Here is a 19,627-nt window from a genome sequence, read left to right as displayed (position 1 = left end):
TATGATGCGTTATCCGCGGCATTTAAGGGTGTGTTCGATGATCTATCTATATGTCGAACGCATCGCGTAATTAATTTAACAGGATATAAGGACCTAACAATGTACAGATTTCTCGTAATCTTATTTCTACTCGTACCTCTGAAATTATCGGCTGCGCAAGATACTAAGCAAGCATTAGTACAAGAGCTTCTTCAGATCATGGATGTCGATTCCACGTTGGACGCGGTATACGTTCAAATGGATAGCATGATGACCAATATGTCTAAAGAGCTAGAGGTTTCGGAGTCAGAACGAGCTATCTTTGATGATTACTATCAGAGTATGAACGAGTTGATGAAAGAAGAGGTCAGTTGGCAAAAGCTGGAACCAAAAATTGTAACGATCTACAGTAATCAATTCACTGAAGATGAGCTCGGTGCGATGATTGATTTCTACAAAACAGAACATGGGAAAAGCATTCTGAAAAAAATGCCAACTGTGACGACAGAGTCGATGGTTATGACTCAGTCATTAATGCAGCAAGTGATACCTAAGGTTCAAAAGTTAACGATCAAACTAAAACAAGATCTAAAAGCACATAGAGGCTCCTAATTAGAAGTCATCAGGTTGGTGATTCTAATTAACGCTCTATACTTGTTCGATAATGCCTCTATTCTCACAACACCGTGTGTATTCCATGTAATGACTTATGTGTTGCGAACGTAATCAGGCATAATAGCGTCCCCACAGCTGAATCATTTTAGGTGTGGGGTTCGTGTTTTAAGGTTTTGGTAAGGAGTTAATTTGGCTAAGAAGTATTATGTGGTTTGGAAAGGTCGTATACCGGGTATTTTTACCACTTGGAATGAGTGTAAATCGCAAGTTGATGGCTTTGCTGGTGCGAGATACAAATCGTTTCCTACATTAGGTGAGGCTGAATCTGCTTTCGGTGGTAAAACGTCGTCTGCGTCAGGTTCTTCGGCTACAAAGCCAAGCTCTGCGGGTAAGGCGACTAAAGCGAAGGTTCCGCCCCTCTCTCAACAACAAATCACTGATATGCCTTTTGATATCAAGATCTTTACTGATGGCGGTTGTGAGCCAAACCCAGGTGAAGCCGGTACAGGCTTAGCGGTGTACCAGAACAACGATTTAACTGAGTTGTGGTATGGTCTTTACCAGCCAATGGGTACTAACAATACCGCCGAGCTACAAGGTTTGAAGCAAGCATTTATAATTGCAAAAGAGAAACTGCAAGCCGGCTTGTCTGTTGCAATTTATAGTGACTCAAAATACTCGATTGACTGTATTACTAAGTGGGCAACGGGCTGGGAGAAAAAAGGTTGGACGAAGTCGGGTGGTGAAATCAAAAACCTCGATATCATCAAGCCAGCTTATGCGATGTACCAAGAGCTCGCTTCTCAAATCACTATCCACCATGTTAACGGTCACGTTGGTATTGAAGGTAATGAACTTGCAGACCGAATGTCTATCGTTGCGATTGCTTCTAAAGAACAAGATCTGAATCGATATACAGAGACAGACGATCTTACTGAGATATTAGCGTTGCGAGCGGGTTAAGAAAGCTCGGCGAGCTGTTTTTAATCACGGAAGCAAGTCTAGCCCAGCGTAGGGCTAGTTTTATCCAAACTAATACCATATTAAGCGTTACAGTGCGCATCAATGTAACGCTATGGTTTGTGTCTTTCTCTTCTAGTTTCTAATTCATTTCACATCTATTTACGTGTTTTTAGATAATCTTAAACTGGGTTTTCTATCCAATGAGACAGCTGTTGAGCTTGTTTAAGAGAGTTAAATCGCTTCTCTACTCTGGTTCTTGCCATCATTCCCATTTCTGTTTTGTCCTCGCTACTTAATTGCGCAAAACGCTCTATGCTTTCTCTTAACTCTTCGACGTTTTTTTCATTCACTAAAAATCCGGTGTCAGATGTGACAATTTCCTTACAGCCCATTATGTTGGTTGTAATCACGGGAGTCCCGACTGCCATGGCTTCTTTTAGTACTAACGGTCCAGTATCGACACAACCTGTTTCTGAAAAGCAGAAAGGAGCGACTAAACAATCGTAGCTCGGTAAGTGCTCTTTTACCCACCCATGAGGCTTTGAACCAAGAAAGCTGACATTTCGAGTTAGCCCTTGTTGTTCGACTTGCGTTTTTAACTGGGACTCTAGATCTCCAGTACCGACGATATCGAGATGAATGTCCAGAGGCTCGGCTATGGGTGCTAAGGCATCAATGAGAAAGTGGATACCTTTTTGTTCAACTAATCTTCCAAGGAAAACAAAGCGAAGCTGCTTGGTTTCGGTCTTTGGGTGTAGTTGAAATTGCTTGGTATTTACACCGCAATGCAGGAGCTTAATATTACCTTTTGCCATGTGATTAAAGTCGGTGAGCATGTCTTTACAGACCGCGACCACAAAATCGCTCGATGTAATCTTATGTTCAATATCGTAAGCGAATTCGTAAACATCATGGCCATGGGCGACAAACGAGCAAGTGATGTTGAGAAGCTTAGCGGCGACAATAGCGTGGGCAGTGGTGTGTTGGCAGAAGTGAGCATGGACATGGTTAACGTCTTTTTCTGCGAGTTGTAACGCCAACTTAAATCCATAAGCGAAAAGTGACTTCTTCGGCATGCTAGTCTGCTTAGATACAAACGAAAGCGCTTTGACAAAACCCACCCAGTTGATGCTAGTTATCTTGCCCGCCCGAACATCCTTGCCAATTTTCACGATGTCATAGTCGAAAGCTTTTTCACTTTCTTCTACTTCGAATGCCATTACGCATACCTGATGCCCACACGCTTTCACGGAGTCGACTTCTGTCTGAATGAATGTCTCGCTCAGTACAGGGTAGGTAGGCGCTATAAATGCTACTTTTTTCATTTTTTGCTCCTTTTACTGGCCACTAAAATGGATTAAGCAAGATACGAACCAAGATGAAAGAGTATTTTTTCGGCGCTTCTTAATGGTTTTCTTGTGGTTATCGTTAGGTTGCTACTGGTTTTCTCAAAATGGCATTCAAATTGGAGATTTGAGTATTTCTGCAGGCAGCGCTTGGTCGTCATTTTGCGAACAAGCACGTAGGCTGCTGATATAAAGCCAGTTTAATAGTGAGGAATGCTCGGCACAGGATATGCAGAAGTAGCTGTACAACGTATAAATTTGAGAGCGTCACTATGGCTAAAGTTAGTATTGTTATTCCTACTTATAATTGTTTGGACTATCTTCCGAAGGCAATCGGCAGCGTACTCAAACAGACTCATCAAGATATCGAATTAATCATTATTGACGATAACAGCAATGATGGAACGTCAACTTATCTCGCATCCATACACGACGAACGCATAGTTAAAATAGCGACTCTGGGTGTAGGTGCACCTCAAGCCAGAAACCTAGGGATTGAAAAGGCGACCGGTGAATTCATCGCTTTTTTAGATGCCGACGATTTCTGGTATCCAGAGAAAATCGAGCGACAGATCGAGTTCCATCAACGAAACCCTGAGTTGGCGATGAGTTTTACCAATTACGAACATCTCACTGAAGACTACCAAGTGATTATTGACTGCTTTAGCTATTGGTCACAGTTCCAAGAGAAAGATGAGTTGTTCTTCAATATTGAAAAGCCACTGGAGTTCATTATTGAAAACAACGTGATTGGTACATCGACAGTGATGGTTAGAGCTGATGTGTTCTCTCAAACAGACAGTTTTAATGCTGATATAAAGTATGGGGAAGATTGGGAGTTGTGGCTTCGACTAAGTGAGAATCATCAGATTGGTGTGCTGAATTCAGTGCAGGTTGGTTATTTAATGAGGTCGAGTTCCGTCACTCAAACTGAAAGCTTCAAATTGAGGAATTTGCAGTCTATAGAGACTATTCTTCAGCGTTACCAAAATGGCAGTGAACGTTGGAACCTGCCTTCTTCTAGCTTTAAAATCGCAAAGGCGAGAATACTAGAAGGCTACGCTGACTATTATCGAAGCCTACACCACAACAAACAGGCGGTTGCTTATAGCTTTCGATCTTTGGTTATGGCCCCTCAAAAGCGAACGTTACGACACCTAATCGGTGACTGTAAGAGTTTCCTAACACCCGCATGGTAAGGAACAGGTGATTGCTATGGGGTCTTTAAAACAGTCAGCCTATTACGCCATTGGTATTGTGATGATGAAAGGAATATCACTAGTGATGATTCCTTACATTACTCACAAAATGACGCTAGCAGAATACGGTTCTTTAGAAGCGATTGTTTTGTTAGCCGATATTGGAACGATATTGTTTAGCTTTGGTATCGTTGAGGCAATGTACCGTTATGTGGGCGTGGTTGATGGCGATGAAAAACGGGAACTCATCTCGAACTGTTTTACGTTAAGTGTTTTGGTGTGTGTACTAGGAGGGCTATTAATTGCGCTCAGTATGCCGTTGTTACTCTTAATGTTGCCCGTCGAATTTCAACCCTACCAAATTTTACTACTGCTTATTCCTACGATGCTTGATGGGGCAATCTCTATTCCTCTTACCCTAATGCGAATGAACGCGATGGCGAAGCGATTCTGCTTGCTTAATGTATTGAAAGCGGGTGTTCAAGCCTTCATGACTTTTGCGCTGCTTGAGGCCGGATATGGTATTGATGGTGTGTTGATTTCGGCTGCAGTCTCTAGTGTGCTGCTAATGATCTGTTTAGTCCGCTATCAATGGCAAGAGATGGGAACATTTGGTTGTTTTAAATACTCCACTAAGATCTTGAAGTTTGGGTTACCCGCTTTGGTCGGGGGGGCATCAATGTACATGATCACGGGTTTAGATCGTTGGGTCATGGCAAGTTTCGTTGGAGTCGAAGAGCTGGCGATTTATGCAGTCAGTGGTAAATTTGCGTTGATTCTCGGATTGTTATTACAACCCTATGCACTTTGGTGGTTCCCAAACCGTGTCGCCATTCTTCAACAAACAGGCGGCAGTAAACATTGTGCTGATAAAGCCTTAGTCGGCGTTAATTTTGCCATCGTATTGGGTGCTTTGATGATTCTAACTGTTCCAGGTTTTATCGCTTTAATTTTGCCAAGTAGCTATCAATATGCGGGTACGATTGTTGTCGCATTGCTTGCCATTAGTGTTATCAAGAACGCAGGTGACTATTTGAATCTTGGCTGTTTCAGTGGAAACTCAAGTCAATCACAAATGTGGATTCAAGGCGGATGCGCGATCTTGGCCGCTATTGGTTATGTCACCGTGACGCCCATTTATGGCGTGTGGGGTGTTATTGTTGTTCTCTGTGGCACTTACATATTGCGATTACTACTTTTATATTTCGTTAGTCAAACAATGGAGCCGTTACCTTATCAGCACAGTAAGTGGATTGTAGCGCTCAGTATTGCGGTAGTTGCGGTCACTTGTGATCGATTGCTCGGGTTGGTGCTCGTTGATGTTCATGACTTTATTTTAGGAAGCTTTATGGCAGTGATGACGCTTGTGGCCTTTATTAAATACTCGGTCATCATGATCCCTCAGGCGGTACTTGATAGGTTCACGTCAAACAAACCTTCACAGGTAAGTTGATATTACCTCCTATTCAGAACTTGAATGTTTCTAAGTCAGTGAATCAAAAGTCTTAGAAGTTTTAAATAAAACACTGTTCATAATGTTTATGATTAGATAGTATTTATAGGTTTGATGAATATTAACTATGGAAAGAATTATGAATAAGTGGATTGTACTTTCAGCTCTGTTTTCGACCTTCTCTTACGGTGCCTTAGACCTTTCTAACTCTGATTTATCAGCGGGAGACTTTGATGTACCAGAAGCCATCTCGTTGGAACAACAAAACATCGTATGTGAAAGTGTTGTTTGTAATTCTGTCTCTGAACCTAAATCTGTTCCGGTTGTTGGCGACGTACCTGAACGCGAGCCGAATCAAACGTTAGAAACTCTCGCGAGTGCGATTTATATCGTCGGTGAGATTGGGGTTGCGGAAAACCTGTCGACTCCAGAATACGAGCAATTCTTCGAAAACTAATTCAAGGGGTGTGGCAGAGTATTGGCACAGCTTTCAAGTGTTACTATAAAAGATTTCAAATGCTGTTATAAAAGGTAATATTGCGGTTAAACGATTCAATAACCTTGGCATATTGTAACTAGGAAGCCCCAATGGAAATATGGAAGTTGCTGCTGTTTATCCCTGCTTGTTTTGCGCTCAACATGACGCCAGGCCCAAACAATTTGTTATCAATGAACAACGCTCGCTGTTATGGATTTCAAGCTGCTTTAGTTGCTGGGTTAGGAAGAATTGCTGCCTTTTCTGGCATGATCGCGTTAGCTGCATCGGGCTTAGCCGTTGTGCTTTATACTTCTGAAACCTTGTTCTTTCTCATCAAGCTGTTTGGCGCCATGTATTTATTGTGGATTGCGTTTAACTTATGGCGCTCACAAGCCAGCCCTATTGTTGGAATTGATCGTAACAAAAATTGGTTCGGCCTAGTCAAACAAGAGTTTACACTCGCAGCTGGCAACCCTAAAGCCATTCTTATCTTCACCGCATTCCTTCCTCAATTTGTCGATGTTTCAGCGAACGTAAATGCTCAATTCTTTGTTTTAGGAAGCACGTTCCTTGTGTTAGAAATGCTCGCTATTTCTATCTATGCTGCTTTTGGCTTATATCTACGAAATTGGTTTTCAAAACCTCAAATGGCCAAGCGCTTCAATAAAGCCTGCTCTGTGTTTCTTGCTCTATCTGGTGCGAATTTGTTAGTGAGCCGTCAGTAGGGTTCGTTCTGCTGTTTACACGGATAGAAGGAATGCGATGAGTAATCAAGACCTTTCACAAATGGGCGCTGCGCAGGTTTCTTTAACTGAGCGTAATGGCTTTCCTTGTATACATAAACAAGGGGCTGGCGAGGTTGAAGTCGCTTTTTACCAACACGCAGCGCAGCATCTTGATGGAGTGAATACGCCTCGACTTCTTGCGGTCGATGGCTGTGAGCTGTATCTCGAATACATTCCTAATTCGGTTTGTCTTGCCGAGCTACAAACGACAAGTGATGTGTTTCAGCAGCTCGCTAGTATTCACTGTTCTCAATATCGACCAACATTTGAAGTTAAGCGCCATCAATGGAGTTTAGATGACACTGCGCCGGCTTTATCTTCCCTACAATTGCCTCAAGTTACGCAAGACAGTCTTAAGTATATTCAATCTCAGAGTGATGCGATTTTTAACCATGACACGTTAATTTCGGGTGACTCCAATGAAGGGAATTGGGGGAGAAGAGATAATGGACAGCTCGTGCTATTTGACTGGGAGCGTTTTGGTTTTGGCAGCCCTGCGATAGATTTGGCACCACTCGTTTCGCGAATGGGTTCCTTGCCAGATTATGAGCGTATTGTTGATCAGTACCTTTGCTATAACATCTTGATTCCGCGTGAAGATTTAATAAAGCAATTGATCATGGCTAAAAGCTGGATTGTAGTCGAAGTCACGAATATATTAGTCACGCGTAACAACCCTGAAGCTTCGAAATACATTAATTGGTTTAGAGAGCAATTGCCAACTTGGCTGGCTTCAGTTGAAGGCAGATTGTAGCTGAAGGGCGGTTGTAGTTAATCTATAAAGGTCTATCTATGAATATTGTCTGTGCGGAAAAACAAGAACTGGCTGATATCTACCAGCTTGAACATGCTTTGTTTGGCGACCACGCCTATCCGCAGTTTTTCTTTCGTCAGGCCTTTGATTGCTGGGGAAAAGGCTTGTTGGTGGCGAAACAGGATTCGCAAGTTGCGGGTTATGTGTTGATGACACCAACAGACAAGCCACAAGAATATTGGATTTTGTCACTGGCCGTTGATGGTCAATTTCGAGGTATGGGAGTGGGACGTTCGTTGATGGAACAGGCGATAACGATGCTGCCTAAAGAATCCAAGGTGTTGCTTACCGTTGATCCAAATAATGCGTCGGCTTGTGCGCTTTATGTGTCTATGGGTTTTGTCACTATCAAAGAAGAGTCGAACTATTTTGGCGATGATGAGCCAAGGTTGGTAATGCAGCTCATTGTCTAGTTTCTTGCTAACGTTGTTTATTCAAAGGCGCACACCTTAATTAAAGGTTCACAGACCTAGGTCAACATCACGATACCGTGCATCAACACCACGCTAGAGGTCAGTCGGGTTCGCATATCAAAATAGCCATCGGGGCCTTCACTTTGGTTCTCTTCTCTCATCGACCTTTCCGCCCGCCAAACCGCAATATAGCCGATGATAAGAATCAGGGTGGTGAGAAACTCTTTTTGTTCCCCAAGTAGCACCTCTACCCACGCGACTAACACAATCACGTTACTTAGAACCAGAGCCTTATTGCTAGATTGGCTTTCGAAATTTTCGATGCCATTTCCCCACAAAATACCCGACAAAAAACTCAAGATGACCACGCTGTAGGTGATGAAGAGTGTCTCGCCACTCAGGCCTAGGAATTGGCTGTCGGTCAGAGACAACAATAGGCCAAATAGAAACGGGATTAGCCCCATGTAACCCAGCTTGGCCATGGTATTGCGGGTTTGAGTTGTCGCCATATAATCGGATCTCATAGCTGTTGCTCAATCGCATTTTTGAGTGTCGCACTCACCGGTGATGTCGAGCTAGGGAAGGTTGCCACCACTTTACCCTCTTTGCTGATCAGGAATTTGTAGAAGTTCCACTTGGGTGTCACACCAGCTTGCTGTTGTATCTCTGCAAAGACAGGGTTAGCGCTACTGCCAGATAACGTAGCTCTCGCCATCATTGGAAAGGTAACGCCGTAGTCTAGGTAACAGATTTTAGCTGATTTTTCTTCGCTTCCTCTGTCTTGACGAAAATCATTGCTCGGAAAGCCGACAACCGTGAAACCTTGGTCTTTATAGGTTTGATGCAATTGCTCGAGTTGTTCGAATTGAGGAGTGAAACCACATTGGCTGGCTGTGTTTACAACCAAAAGGGTTTTGCCTTGAAACTCTTCACACAGCTCTATCTCTTCGTTCGAATTTAGTAACCGTTGTTTACCGTTGAGTATCTCAGGGCAACTCGCTGCAAAAGCGATAGAGCTCGTTAGGCTTGCAATCAGGGCGGTGGAGCAAAGCAGTGAAGATTTCATGGGTTTGGCTCATTTTAGTTGGCGTAACTGTTAGTACTCTTGCGCAGCGCGAAATGATCACTTTTCTGGTCATTAACCGTCACTATTTATGAACTAATCAAGTGTCATCGCTGATGAGATACGGAGCGACCAAACGACTTATGTTCACCCTTGCGCCAAGGCGAGCGGCTAACAGATACATGCCTCCGATTTTACGGTGTAGGAACAGGGCGTCTGCTGGTGGTGTGTGCCAAAACTCTTGTTCCATGCTGAGTATAGTTCCGGCTTCGCGTAGCTTTTGAGCGAGTCCACTGGCTTTAAAATCGTACTCTTCGTCGACCAACATAGGTTCACACGCCATTGTCACTAAGTTGAGAATGGCTTGGCGCTGATCGGGGAGAATCGTCTCGCTAAAGAACCCAATCTGCTCTAGCGCCTTGTTGAGGCCTTGTTCATCGTGATTAATCACAGAGGTAAAAGCCAAGCGATAGCCATCACTGAAGCGGTCGGTGTATTCACGGGTTGCTCCAAAATCTAACAGCCCAATCTGGCGCGTGTTTTCAACGTAGAGGTAGTTGGCAAAATTAGGGTCGGTCTGCACCATCTGCAAGTCGAACAACTCCCTGAACATGAGTTCGAGCAAGCTGCGCATGACAAAATCACGAGTACTTTGATCGTAACCTTCTATTTTCTCAATCGAGACGCCTTCAATGAAGTCCATCGCAAGCACTGATTCTGAAGACATTTGAGGGTGAATCTTAGGTACAACGAAGTGAGCGTGTTCTTTCAGTGCATGATAGTAACGAGTCGCGTAGTCAGCTTCGCGAGCATAATCTGCTTCATCATGGAGCTGTTTCTTTGCTTCTTCTAATAAGCTTTTGTAATCGACAGACTTGGGTATCAAACCGACGATGTTAAGCAATGTACCTACGTTGTCCACATCACTGTCGATGCTTTTTCGAATGCCTGGATATTGGACTTTGATGGCAAGTTTGTCCCCCGCATCACTGTAGGCTTGGTGAACTTGTCCGATGGACGCACTGGCGATAGGTTTAAAGTTGAAGGAAAGGAATTCGGCTTTCCAGTTGATGCCGAGTGAGCTTTCTAACACTTGGTTGAGTTGCTTTGTTGGTAGTGGGTCGGCGTCTGAGCGCAGGCGAGAAAGAATGTCGGCGAGTTCCGGTTCGAGGACATCGCCCGCGTCCATTGATAACATCTGCCCAAGCTTCATGGCAGCACCGCGCAGGTGGGCGAGTTGATCAGTCAGGCGTGCAATGTTCTGCGGGGTGAGTAATAAGTCTTTTGCTTTGGGCCTGTTGCCTTGTGCAATCTGCTTGGTGCCTTCCGTTATCACGTTGCCCGCGACCCTTGTTGCCAGCGAGGCAAACTTGCTGAATCTAGAAATTCGATGTGTAGGAAGGTTTCTCTCTTTTGCCGACATAAAGGTTCTCACTTAGTTATCAAGACTCACTACAAAGTTCTATCAATCATTACCCAACCGAATGTTTTGTTGTGGTAACTTGTCTCGCGAAACAGTAAACAGAATTTAAAGGACAAAACATGAAGTTTATTTGGTTAAAAGTCGCGGTTACCGTTTTAGTTTTTGCTGCGCTGTTTGGTGTGGTGTATTACAAAGTCGCAAGTGGTATGTCTTAACCAAGTACTATTTTGTGCAGCTGTTACCATCGCAGCGTGACTTTCCAGTTAGCCAGAAAGAGACTTTGTATCGGTTCTTGGCAAACCGAAGATAACACCAGTCGGCCACTGGCTTGAATATCGCCCAACGTAAAGGGGCGTATAGCCAACCTTTTCCTACTAAGCGCCACGCTTGGTAGGTCACGTCTAAGCCCAGCAGCAGTTTTCCATTCTCATCCAGTGCATGCAAAATGGTGTTGGCTGCGTCGGCATCAATCTGAGGGTAGTCTGAAAAGGCTTCACTGTAGATATCGATGGTTTGAATCTTATTCTCGGCATCATGCTTTGCAAGTGCCGCCATCTCCTTTGCGCACAACGGGCATGTCCCATCGTAAAATATCGTAAGTTGTGTCATCGTCTGTTCGCCTATCATTTCACGAGTGAACCTTCAGTTACCCGTTAAGTCGGCACCCGTCAATTCAATCACTTGTTATTCAATAATCTAGCAATGGCTACGTTATTGCACCTTTTAAAGATCACTTACCTTGTATCCAAAGCTCTAAGAATGTCTGACGTAGACACTTTGTTCATCCTTTCAAGTCCTTGATTGTTTGGTCAAATCTCGGGTTTATGGACAAATGATAACAAAGCGTCCAATAAAGGTGTGCCTTCAATATATAAACATCAATCAATTCAATAAGTTGAAATTGGCTTGGAATATGCTCTATCGAACCTACGAATTGCTAAAGGATTTTCTCTAATTTGGGCATGGCAGAAAACCCTAAAAGCATAAGTACGGATAAATGGAGAGAGAACATGAAGGTTATAAATTATTTACTTAGTGTGCTTTTGTTGTTTAGTAGCCCCCAGTTGGCATGGGCTACGGTTGATGTTATGGAACTCGATGGTAACGCGACCAGCGATAATAGTGGTATTGATTGGGACGATGTAAATAACCCCAACAGCATGGTCGGGATTGCGGAGTTTTTCCAAAAAGACCGTAACGGTGTGGATCAAATCTTTTGGAAGGGTGGATCGAAAGATGATTCCGACATTACGGATTGGGCATTTCGAAGTGCGTCGCCACAACCGAAAGATGACTTTACCAATGCGTATGCCGCTGCCTTTGAAAGCGAAGGTGACTTGCTGATTTACTTTGGTGCAGACCGATATGCGAACAATGGTGATATGTACATTGGCTTCTGGTTCTTACAAGACCAGGTTGGATTGCCGGATGGGAAAACTAAAGGCGACTTTGTTGGGCAACATGTCAATGGAGACATCCTTGTGCTGATTTCATTCCCACAAGCAAGTGGCGGTAATCCGTACATAGAAGTGTTGCAGTGGGATTTGAATAATGGTGATGTCACCGACAACATGACGAGAATTTTCCAAACTGACGGTGACCCTAAATCGAATGATTTTGTGGGGGCAAGATGTGGCAGTGGCGCAGTCGGCGTCGAAAAGATCTGTGCGATTTCAAATGATGATTCTATCGGTGCAATTGCTCTACCCAATGTACAAGGTTGGGACTATCTAGCTAAAACGGGTGAAACAACCTCTATTCCAACCGAGAGCTTTGTGGAAGGTCGATTAAACTTGTCAGCTCTGTTGAATGATGAGTTCGGTATTGAGGATATTCCTTGTTTCAGTAGTTTCTTAGTGGAGTCTCGAGCTTCTCGTTCGATTGATGCATCTTTGGCTGACTTCGTTGTCGGTTCATTCAGTTTATGTAGCATCAATATAGCGGCGACTTGTAACACAACCAGCTTTACGGTTGATGGCATGTTCAACATCGATTACACCGTGACGGTAACCAATACCGGCCCTGGTTCGTTAGGCACCAATGGTGATTACGAAGTGGCCTTTTTATCTGAGTCACCAATCTTAGGTGCGCTTCCTGTCGTGGGTAACGGTGATGAAGTGTGGAGTGTCGGCGAGTCATTCTCATTCATGGGGAATTATCTGTCTGTAAATAACGGAGCCGTCGGCGTGATAGATGGTGCGGTGGATCTTGATGGGCTTATCGTGAATGCTCAAGCGCCAGTGGCTTACAATTGTCCACCAATAGACTTGAGCCCGATGGTTGAGATTTCTAAGGTGTGTAATAGCTTCTTAGAGGTTGATGGCGGCCAAGTTGTGCTTAAGAAAACCTATGATGTTGAAATATGTAATACCGGTGATATCCCATTGGCCATTGAATCGCTGGTGGATTCTAAGGATGACTCTTTGAGTCGTTCTGATTTACCTACTGAAGTAGTCAACAGCAGTTATTACCTCGACTTTGCTTTACCTTGTGATGATCTTGAGGATGTGACCACATGTGGTGCTGGTAATATGTGTAGTGCATTAAGTGCCGACCCTGAGCTGTTTGCTTGTAAAACGGGTGAAGGAGAGTGGATACCGAACTTTGGTGATGCGATTGGTCAAGTGTGTACACAAGTAAGTAAAACTTATGCACCAAATGTGTTACCAACCGGAACTGCAGGGATGCTATCTAATCAAGTGACAGCAACGTTTGACTCGCTGTTCTTGCAACAAGCATTTATGGAAACATCGAACATTGCAACCTGTGATGTTTGTCCATTTACTGTACCTGAGCCTTAAGTACTTTCATTAATTGAGTACAACTAAACTCCAAAGCAGCCTAGTTCGTTAGGCTGCTTTATTAGTTTATTAGTTAGCTTAGCTAGCTAGGCGACTTAAATTACTATCTGATGTTTTTTTATCAGCTTATATAAGGTCGTCCGAGAAATAGATAACGCTTTGGCGGACTGGGAAATGTTGTAGTGGTGCTGCTGAATCACTCGACGAACATTTTTTGAAGAAAGTCGAGTATCATTTTCTACGTCGGGCGACGCGTCTTTCAATTGAATTCCCATATGACGAGTAGAGAGGGCGCTTGAATTAGAAAGAACGATCGCCCTTTTTATGCAGTTGAATAACTCTCTGACATTGCCCGGCCAATGGTACTGTTTCATTTGCTCAAGGGTGTCACTAGGCAGTTTGGTTTTGGATGCGTAATTGTGCTTCAGCTCAAATCGAACCAAATCTTCAATGTCTTCTTTGTGATCATTGAGTGGCACTAGGTCCAATGGAAGTACATTGATCCGATGAAAGAGATCCTTTCGAAATTTACCTGCAGCAACGGCTTGTTCGATATTGACGTTGGTGGCGAAAATCACACGGCAATCTATGGGTAATTGGTTGTTACTGCCTAATCGCTCTATCAAGTTATTTTCTAGAAAGTGGAGTAAGTAGGTTTGCAGCGACAGTTCAAGGTCGCCGATCTCATCCAAAAATAGCGTGCCACCATTCGCTCTTTCCACGTGTCCGACGTAGCGTTTGTTTGCTCCCGTGAACGAGCCTTTTTCAAAGCCAAATAACTCTGAGTGAATCAAGGATTGTGGAATTGCGCCACAATTTACAGCGATGAAAGGTTTCTGACTGCGGGCAGAGGCTTCATGTATCAAACGTGCGCATAGGCTTTTTCCTGTACCGGTTTCCCCTTGAATCAGCACTGGGAAATCGTTGTTAGCGATCTTGGCTATCTTCTTTTTAAGTTGCTGGATGGTTCTGGATTGCCCCACCAATTGACATTCATTGCACGAGACAGGCTTAGGTTTAGTTTGCTTGGTGTCTACCATGCCATACGCATGCCCTAAATTTCGACAAAGCCATTCTGTATCAATAGGGAGGTGGTAATAATCCCAAAAGGTTTGCTTAATGAGTGATAAGTTACGGCTTGGTGGTTGGCTGCAGATAGCAATTGCTTTTAAACTTGGAAAGCGAGCCTTCAGCATTGATATTTGCTCACATTGCTTGTCTATTGAGGATGATGCTAGACAAGAAACCACAATTGGTGCGTAGCTGTCGCTGCGTTTATCGAGTAAGTGAATGGCCTGTTCGGTCGTTTCTGCAATTTGAGCTTCCCAGTTATGGAGACGCAGTTCTCCCACCCACTGATTATGGTGCGGGCATGCGGTGTTGCATAACAAAATCACAGAACGAGTTATTGGCTCAGGTGATACTCTTTTTGATGACATTGTGCTCACTCTTCATGCTTCGATTCCACGATGAAACCTTCAGTAAGCCCCCTAAATGTCCCATAAGCTTAGAAGCAAAATTCAATTAATTCGAGTACACAAATCTGATGGCGTTTGGCTGACAAGTGCCATTCTCTCAAGCGGGAAAGCCAATCTGGTGCTTTACTTACTGATATTTATGCTTATTAGTAAAGGTATTCACGAATATCGTGTTTTTACTGTTTTGTTTATTGATGATCACACAGTAAACTCCGCGCTAGTCACTAACGATAAAGAGCTGATATTGATGATAATTAACGTAGCAAAAAAGTTCATTTTGGCAGCGTCTGCGCTGGTGCTAAGTGGTTGTGTGAGCTATAGCGTGACTGAACAAGAAATGACGAACTACCTACAAGATTCAGTGATGTTAGATCAAGAAGTCGGTGTGCAAAACGTTATGTATGCGCAAGTGGCTGTCGATGACTTAGCGGTGAAAATTGGCCGAGCTGATGCCGAGCGCGTTTCTGTTCTGGCGAATACCAATGCACAAGTTCAGGTGTTTAACGTGCCGAACATGAGGTTGGATCTTGATATCGAGTTCAGTGCGATTCCTGAATATGACAAAGAGAGTGGCGAGATTTATTTGAAATCACTGCGTTTAGAGCGCTTTGAAGAAAAAGATAAACAGCTTTCGCCTGAGGTCGCCAAACTACTTAAGCCTGCCGTTTCTATGATTGGCTTTGCTTTGTCCCAGTCACCGGTTTACAAACTGGACAGCAATAAGGTTCAAGAGTCATTGATCAAGTCATCGGAACCTAATCTTGTGATTAAAGACAACAAGCTGGTCATCGAGTTATTCGATTAACCATTAACCATTAGCATTTAGCTTAGACTTAGATTTAAAACACAATGGCTGCCGATTTAGTGGCCATTTTTGTTTGCGTTGAACAAGTAATGCTTCTGTTTTTGGGCTGTCTATTAAGCTTGTTTTCTCAGGCCCATTTATTGAATTCGCTGCGTATCTAATCTTTACTTTACTCTTGTGAGCAAGTCATCGCTTCAGTCATCAAATCATAAGAAAGAAAAGGTGAGCGAACTATGAAGAATCCAGTGATAGCGGATACCAAGCCAGTCAAAGTAGAGCTAACAGAAGGGGAGGAGTATTACTTCTGTACCTGTGGTAAATCGAAAAACCAACCTTACTGCGACGGCTCTCATGCAGGAACCGGCTTCAAACCGAAGAGTTTCGTGGCCGAGGAAAACGGCGACGCTTACCTGTGCCGCTGTAAGTATTCAAACAATCTCCCTTTTTGTGATGGCACCCATAAACAGTTTACGGCTGAGCAAGTGGGTCAAGAAGGCCCTGATGTTCATATCCAAGCAGCAACGCCCGATCTCTCGCCAGCAGCTTCTGCAACCAAAGAAGAACCCACGGTTGAGTTCATTCATCAATTAGCACGAGATGGTTTATCTAAGGTCGGGCATCACGGTCCAATGACCTCAATGGGCGTGCCTAGGTACTTGTTACCTCACTGGGACGATATTCAAGTGATGGTTGCACAAATGGCGACTAAGCCTTTGTTGGAGAATGTGCCAGTCGGTACTGAGCTTATTATTGGGCCAAAAGCGAAAAAGCCGCTTAAATTGAACATCTCCTTGTTTGTATCTGACATGAGTTTTGGGTCTTTGTCTGAAGAGGCGAAAGTGTCCTTGGCGACGGGCGCGGAGCTTGCGGGAACGGGGATCTGCTCGGGAGAGGGCGGAATGTTGCCCGAAGAGCAAGCCGCGAATTCTCGCTACTTTTATGAATTAGCTAGCGCACAATTTGGTTACGACGAATCTAAGCTCAAAAACGTTCAAGCCTTCCATTTTAAAGGCGGGCAAGGTGCCAAAACCGGAACAGGCGGTCACCTACCGGGGGTGAAAAACATTGGCAAGATAGCAGAGGTGCGCGGCATTGAAGCGGGTACAGCGGCGATTTCTCCACCCACCTTTGTTGATCTAAAAACGGTCGAAGATTTCAAAAAGTTCGCCGACCGAGTTCGAGAAGTGACGGGCGGAATCCCAATTGGCTTCAAGTTGAGTGCCAATCATATTGAAGAGGATATTCAGTTCGCACTCGATGCCAGTGCCGATTACATCATTTTGGATGGTCGAGGCGGTGGTACTGGGGCGGCGCCAGAAATGTTCCGTGACCATATTAGCGTGCCCACTATTCCAGCACTTGCTCGTGCCAGAGCCTATCTAGACAAGCAAGGCGTAAGTGACAGAGTCACCTTAATCATTACTGGTGGGCTTCGTGTTCCAATGGACTTTGTAAAAGCGATGGCGCTTGGCGCAGATGGTGTCGCTATCTCAAACAGTGCCATGCAGTCGATAGGGTGTGTTGCTGCCCGAATGTGTAACACCAACAATTGCCCGGCGGGTATCGCGACTCAAAAAGCCGATTTACGCCAACGGTTAAATGTCGAAAAGGCATCGAACCAATTGAAAAACTTCTTCGAAGCCTCGACTGAGTTGATGCAAGTGATGGCAAGGGCGTGTGGGCATGATCATTTGAATCAATTCAACCCTCATGATTTGGCAACATGGAATCGCGAGATGGCAGAGCTATCGGGCGTTGCTTATTCGGGTATCGGTTCATTAAATCAACTTAAGTAAACAGCATTTCGATACAGCACACCTACTGCATTTGTGGGTGTGCTTATTTTTGCCTGTGTCATACAACGCCATACTTCACCCGTCGTAATTTTCTGATTTATAGGTTCTTTTGAATTATTTTCTATTTTTTGAAAATATCGCTTTACCTTAAGTTAACTTGAGGTTTTATCATCCTCCCCAATCTAAATACACAGACAATCGCCTCTGAAACCATGAATGTGGAAGGTGATACAAATGAATTAGGAACCAACAATGAAAGTACTAGCGATTGGCGCGACCAACAGTAAAGCATCGATTAACCAACAATTAGCAGCGTACACTGCAAGCTTAGCCGAGGGCGCGCAAGTAGAGGTGCTCGATCTTAATGATTTCGAGATGCCTATTTACAGTGAAGACAGAGAAAAAGAGTCCGGCGTTCATCAACACGCGCAGCGTTTTTTTAGCAAGATTGGCGAAGCAGATGCTGTGGTCATCTCTTTTGCAGAATACAACGGTTCATACACTGCAGCCTTTAAGAATGTGTTTGACTGGACATCACGAATCGACATGAAAGTGTACCAAGGCAAGCCTGTTGTTATGCTCTCCACATCACCAGGCCCAGGCGGCGCAAGCTCTGTGTTGTCGTCTGCAGTAAGTTCTGCACCTTACTTTGATGCTGATGTGAAGGGGTCGATGTCAGTGCCGAGTTTCTACGACAACTTTAATGTAGAAACCGGTGAGATCATCAATGCCGAAATGGCGGAGAACTTGAAATCGATCATGAGTCAGATTTAGAAATCGAATGACATCTGATTCAACAAATCAGTTATGATCGTGGCTGATTTTCGTTGAGCTCTCTGTCAAAGTTTAAGGTTAATCATTGGTGAGGGCTGGAATAGGCCGCTATTCTAAAGTTAAAGTAAGCTTTAAATATTTATGATCTCAAGGATAGTGTAACAATGAGAAACATTGTATACCTCACCATAGGCCAGTTGGCAGAGCGCAGTGGCGTGGCTCCTTCTGCCTTACGTTTTTATGAAACTAAAGGGTTGATTGCTTCGATTCGTACTAACGGAAATCAACGCCGTTATCAGTCGGCGATGTTGAGACGAATAGCGTTGATACAAGTGGCGCAGTCGATAGGTTTCACGTTGGAAGAGATTACCGAAGAGTTATCGACACTGCCGATGAACCATACCGCGACTAAGCGAGATTGGGAGCGAGTTGCGAAGAAGTGGCAGGGGCAGCTCGACAGCAAAATGGCGCAGATTAAATCGCTACAAGAAAACCTAACCGGCTGTATCGGTTGCGGATGTTTGAGTATGCAGAAATGCCACTTGTTGAACCCTGAAGATATTTTGCATGATCAAGGGCAGGGCGCACAACGGATCGTTGAGTAGCCCTGACTTAAGGTTCCCTATTTGAGATCGTCGAATCCAATGCACTCAATCTGATGGTCAGCTAGCCACTGTTTTAGCTCTGGGCTAGTGAGAAGCTGATGCTCTTCGACGCGTTTATCACTGTAGCCTGATAGTGATTTTAGCTCTTCATCAACACTAAGTGATGGATGACACATCAACTCGACAGTACCGTTAGGCATGGCAGTTTGGTAGCTCAACAGAATATCTTGCAAGTTGCTAAGAGAGACCCCGTCATCAAAAAAGCGCATGTCAAAAGCATTAGGTGTCGGTACTAAGAGAGAATCTTGCCCGTTCACAATGTTGTCGATGCGTCTTACAGGCAGGCCAATCGTATTAGCTGATCGAGTAAACGCCGCTTTGAGAGGTTTAAATACGCCCCCAAAATGATGGCTATCGATATGGTTGATCTTTAAATCTGCATTGATAGCCGCTTGGTATTGCGCGTTAAGTTCAAGCACAACTTCGCCTTCGACCACATCGACTTTGTTGAACAAGGCTGCTTTGTCTAAGAAATTACCTTGATCATCAACCAAACTTGGTACTAATTCAGGTGCGCTAAGAGGTTTTCCCGCAGTAACCGTAAAGTGCAAGCCTACTTCCGGAACCAAACCTTGGTGATAAAGCTCAATGGCGTGTTGGGTTCCAGGTTGGTTCATCATGATGGTGGTTGACTTCACTACGCCTGCTTTGAAGCACTCAACAATGCCATGATTTACCGTTTCAGTGAGGCCGAAATCATCGGCGTTCAGTATTAGTTTCATCGTGACCTCTGGTGACTAAAATGGATTGTGAACAACTTGAATTAATCTAATTTCG

20 protein-coding genes are annotated in these 19,627 nt (G+C 44.1%); 13 read left to right on the top strand and 7 right to left on the bottom strand.

Annotated features, from left to right (window positions below; translation table 11 throughout):
• Positions 1-99 precede the first annotated feature (99 nt).
• Positions 100-591, top strand: coding sequence for a DUF2059 domain-containing protein (locus AC3CHU_RS11305; protein ID WP_488524579.1), 492 nt, complete (start codon positions 100-102; stop codon positions 589-591).
• A 192-nt stretch (positions 592-783) separates the two neighbouring features.
• Positions 784-1,557: a ribonuclease H family protein gene (locus AC3CHU_RS11300; RefSeq protein WP_016785724.1), complete on the top strand. Its 774-nt coding sequence runs from the start codon at positions 784-786 to the stop codon at positions 1,555-1,557.
• A 179-nt stretch (positions 1,558-1,736) separates the two neighbouring features.
• Here AC3CHU_RS11300 and AC3CHU_RS11295 read toward each other — a convergent pair whose 3' ends face one another.
• Positions 1,737-2,882 (bottom strand): glycosyltransferase, encoded by a 1,146-nt coding sequence (locus AC3CHU_RS11295; RefSeq protein ID WP_488524578.1) that lies wholly within the window; start codon positions 2,880-2,882, stop codon positions 1,737-1,739.
• A 293-nt stretch (positions 2,883-3,175) separates the two neighbouring features.
• Between AC3CHU_RS11295 and AC3CHU_RS11290 the strand changes: the two genes are divergently transcribed.
• The 6 genes from AC3CHU_RS11290 to AC3CHU_RS11265 all read left to right on the top strand — a co-directional run bounded on the left by AC3CHU_RS11290 (position 3,176) and on the right by AC3CHU_RS11265 (position 8,045).
• Entirely contained in the window at positions 3,176-4,102 is a 927-nt protein-coding gene (locus AC3CHU_RS11290) for a glycosyltransferase family 2 protein (protein ID WP_016785722.1), read from the top strand.
• A 16-nt stretch (positions 4,103-4,118) separates the two neighbouring features.
• Positions 4,119-5,555, top strand: a complete 1,437-nt coding sequence (locus AC3CHU_RS11285) for a lipopolysaccharide biosynthesis protein (protein WP_488524577.1) — start codon at positions 4,119-4,121, stop codon at positions 5,553-5,555.
• 139 nt (positions 5,556-5,694) lie between these two features.
• Positions 5,695-6,012, top strand: coding sequence for a hypothetical protein (locus AC3CHU_RS11280; RefSeq protein ID WP_016768495.1), 318 nt, complete (start codon positions 5,695-5,697; stop codon positions 6,010-6,012).
• A gap of 131 nt (positions 6,013-6,143) precedes the next feature.
• Positions 6,144-6,758 carry a LysE family translocator gene (locus AC3CHU_RS11275; protein WP_065205630.1) on the top strand — a complete coding sequence of 205 codons (615 nt, stop codon included), beginning with the start codon at positions 6,144-6,146 and terminating at the stop codon, positions 6,756-6,758.
• A 37-nt stretch (positions 6,759-6,795) separates the two neighbouring features.
• Positions 6,796-7,572: a phosphotransferase gene (locus AC3CHU_RS11270; protein ID WP_488524576.1), complete on the top strand. Its 777-nt coding sequence runs from the start codon at positions 6,796-6,798 to the stop codon at positions 7,570-7,572.
• A 38-nt stretch (positions 7,573-7,610) separates the two neighbouring features.
• Positions 7,611-8,045: a GNAT family N-acetyltransferase gene (locus AC3CHU_RS11265; protein ID WP_146457163.1), complete on the top strand. Its 435-nt coding sequence runs from the start codon at positions 7,611-7,613 to the stop codon at positions 8,043-8,045.
• A gap of 56 nt (positions 8,046-8,101) precedes the next feature.
• Here the strand turns inward: AC3CHU_RS11265 and AC3CHU_RS11260 are convergent, their stop codons facing one another.
• From AC3CHU_RS11260 to AC3CHU_RS11245, 4 genes are all read right to left on the bottom strand, one after another.
• The gene (locus tag AC3CHU_RS11260) at positions 8,102-8,569 is read right to left on the bottom strand and encodes a DUF3429 domain-containing protein (protein ID WP_488524575.1); all 468 of its coding nucleotides are present in this window, start codon (positions 8,567-8,569) and stop codon (positions 8,102-8,104) included.
• The gene (locus tag AC3CHU_RS11255) at positions 8,566-9,111 is read right to left on the bottom strand and encodes a glutathione peroxidase (RefSeq protein WP_488524574.1); all 546 of its coding nucleotides are present in this window, start codon (positions 9,109-9,111) and stop codon (positions 8,566-8,568) included. The genes AC3CHU_RS11260 and AC3CHU_RS11255 overlap by 4 nt, the downstream gene beginning before the upstream one ends.
• Positions 9,112-9,208: 97 nt before the next feature.
• Positions 9,209-10,531 (bottom strand): ABC1 kinase family protein, encoded by a 1,323-nt coding sequence (locus AC3CHU_RS11250; RefSeq protein WP_488524573.1) that lies wholly within the window; start codon positions 10,529-10,531, stop codon positions 9,209-9,211.
• A gap of 222 nt (positions 10,532-10,753) precedes the next feature.
• On the bottom strand, positions 10,754-11,140 hold the full coding sequence (locus AC3CHU_RS11245) for a thiol-disulfide oxidoreductase DCC family protein (RefSeq protein ID WP_428786238.1): 387 nt from the start codon (positions 11,138-11,140) through the stop codon (positions 10,754-10,756).
• 401 nt (positions 11,141-11,541) lie between these two features.
• Between AC3CHU_RS11245 and AC3CHU_RS11240 the strand changes: the two genes are divergently transcribed.
• Positions 11,542-13,332: a hypothetical protein gene (locus AC3CHU_RS11240; RefSeq protein WP_054546749.1), complete on the top strand. Its 1,791-nt coding sequence runs from the start codon at positions 11,542-11,544 to the stop codon at positions 13,330-13,332.
• 95 nt (positions 13,333-13,427) lie between these two features.
• On the opposite strand, the gene AC3CHU_RS11235 is transcribed toward AC3CHU_RS11240, so the two are convergent.
• Positions 13,428-14,771, bottom strand: coding sequence for a sigma-54 interaction domain-containing protein (locus AC3CHU_RS11235; RefSeq protein WP_488524572.1), 1,344 nt, complete (start codon positions 14,769-14,771; stop codon positions 13,428-13,430).
• A gap of 286 nt (positions 14,772-15,057) precedes the next feature.
• Here AC3CHU_RS11235 and AC3CHU_RS11230 point away from each other — a divergent pair, with 286 nt between their 5' ends.
• The 4 genes from AC3CHU_RS11230 to soxR all read left to right on the top strand — a co-directional run bounded on the left by AC3CHU_RS11230 (position 15,058) and on the right by soxR (position 18,790).
• Entirely contained in the window at positions 15,058-15,615 is a 558-nt protein-coding gene (locus AC3CHU_RS11230) for a YceB family lipoprotein (RefSeq protein ID WP_029189613.1), read from the top strand.
• Positions 15,616-15,848: 233 nt separating this feature from the next.
• Complete coding sequence (locus tag AC3CHU_RS11225) at positions 15,849-17,411, top strand: glutamate synthase-related protein (RefSeq protein WP_065205621.1); 1,563 nt, start codon at positions 15,849-15,851, stop codon at positions 17,409-17,411.
• Between the two features lie 252 nt (positions 17,412-17,663).
• Complete coding sequence (locus AC3CHU_RS11220) at positions 17,664-18,185, top strand: NADPH-dependent FMN reductase (protein ID WP_065205620.1); 522 nt, start codon at positions 17,664-17,666, stop codon at positions 18,183-18,185.
• Between the two features lie 164 nt (positions 18,186-18,349).
• Positions 18,350-18,790 carry a redox-sensitive transcriptional activator SoxR gene (gene soxR / locus AC3CHU_RS11215; protein ID WP_004736387.1) on the top strand — a complete coding sequence of 147 codons (441 nt, stop codon included), beginning with the start codon at positions 18,350-18,352 and terminating at the stop codon, positions 18,788-18,790.
• Between the two features lie 17 nt (positions 18,791-18,807).
• Here the strand turns inward: soxR and AC3CHU_RS11210 are convergent, their stop codons facing one another.
• Entirely contained in the window at positions 18,808-19,572 is a 765-nt protein-coding gene (locus AC3CHU_RS11210) for a carbohydrate deacetylase (protein WP_016785707.1), read from the bottom strand.
• Between the last annotated feature and the right edge of the window lie 55 nt (positions 19,573-19,627).

The sequence above is a fragment of the Vibrio sp. QJM3NY_39 genome, assembly GCF_057785895.1.
Note: the sequence above shows the minus strand (reverse complement) of the source record. Positions and strands in the feature narration are given on the sequence as shown.

Coding starts and splice junctions, on each gene's coding strand:
- AC3CHU_RS11305 (WP_488524579.1), top strand. CDS start 100: ATGTACAGATTTCTCGTAATCTTATTTCTACTCGTACCTCTGAAATTA.
- AC3CHU_RS11295 (WP_488524578.1), bottom strand. CDS start 2,882: ATGAAAAAAGTAGCATTTATAGCGCCTACCTACCCTGTACTGAGCGAG.
- AC3CHU_RS11290 (WP_016785722.1), top strand. CDS start 3,176: ATGGCTAAAGTTAGTATTGTTATTCCTACTTATAATTGTTTGGACTAT.
- AC3CHU_RS11285 (WP_488524577.1), top strand. CDS start 4,119: ATGGGGTCTTTAAAACAGTCAGCCTATTACGCCATTGGTATTGTGATG.
- AC3CHU_RS11280 (WP_016768495.1), top strand. CDS start 5,695: ATGAATAAGTGGATTGTACTTTCAGCTCTGTTTTCGACCTTCTCTTAC.
- AC3CHU_RS11275 (WP_065205630.1), top strand. CDS start 6,144: ATGGAAATATGGAAGTTGCTGCTGTTTATCCCTGCTTGTTTTGCGCTC.
- AC3CHU_RS11270 (WP_488524576.1), top strand. CDS start 6,796: ATGAGTAATCAAGACCTTTCACAAATGGGCGCTGCGCAGGTTTCTTTA.
- AC3CHU_RS11265 (WP_146457163.1), top strand. CDS start 7,611: ATGAATATTGTCTGTGCGGAAAAACAAGAACTGGCTGATATCTACCAG.
- AC3CHU_RS11260 (WP_488524575.1), bottom strand. CDS start 8,569: ATGAGATCCGATTATATGGCGACAACTCAAACCCGCAATACCATGGCC.
- AC3CHU_RS11255 (WP_488524574.1), bottom strand. CDS start 9,111: ATGAAATCTTCACTGCTTTGCTCCACCGCCCTGATTGCAAGCCTAACG.
- AC3CHU_RS11250 (WP_488524573.1), bottom strand. CDS start 10,531: ATGTCGGCAAAAGAGAGAAACCTTCCTACACATCGAATTTCTAGATTC.
- AC3CHU_RS11245 (WP_428786238.1), bottom strand. CDS start 11,140: ATGACACAACTTACGATATTTTACGATGGGACATGCCCGTTGTGCGCA.
- AC3CHU_RS11240 (WP_054546749.1), top strand. CDS start 11,542: ATGAAGGTTATAAATTATTTACTTAGTGTGCTTTTGTTGTTTAGTAGC.
- AC3CHU_RS11235 (WP_488524572.1), bottom strand. CDS start 14,771: ATGTCATCAAAAAGAGTATCACCTGAGCCAATAACTCGTTCTGTGATT.
- AC3CHU_RS11230 (WP_029189613.1), top strand. CDS start 15,058: ATGATAATTAACGTAGCAAAAAAGTTCATTTTGGCAGCGTCTGCGCTG.
- AC3CHU_RS11225 (WP_065205621.1), top strand. CDS start 15,849: ATGAAGAATCCAGTGATAGCGGATACCAAGCCAGTCAAAGTAGAGCTA.
- AC3CHU_RS11220 (WP_065205620.1), top strand. CDS start 17,664: ATGAAAGTACTAGCGATTGGCGCGACCAACAGTAAAGCATCGATTAAC.
- soxR (WP_004736387.1), top strand. CDS start 18,350: ATGAGAAACATTGTATACCTCACCATAGGCCAGTTGGCAGAGCGCAGT.
- AC3CHU_RS11210 (WP_016785707.1), bottom strand. CDS start 19,572: ATGAAACTAATACTGAACGCCGATGATTTCGGCCTCACTGAAACGGTA.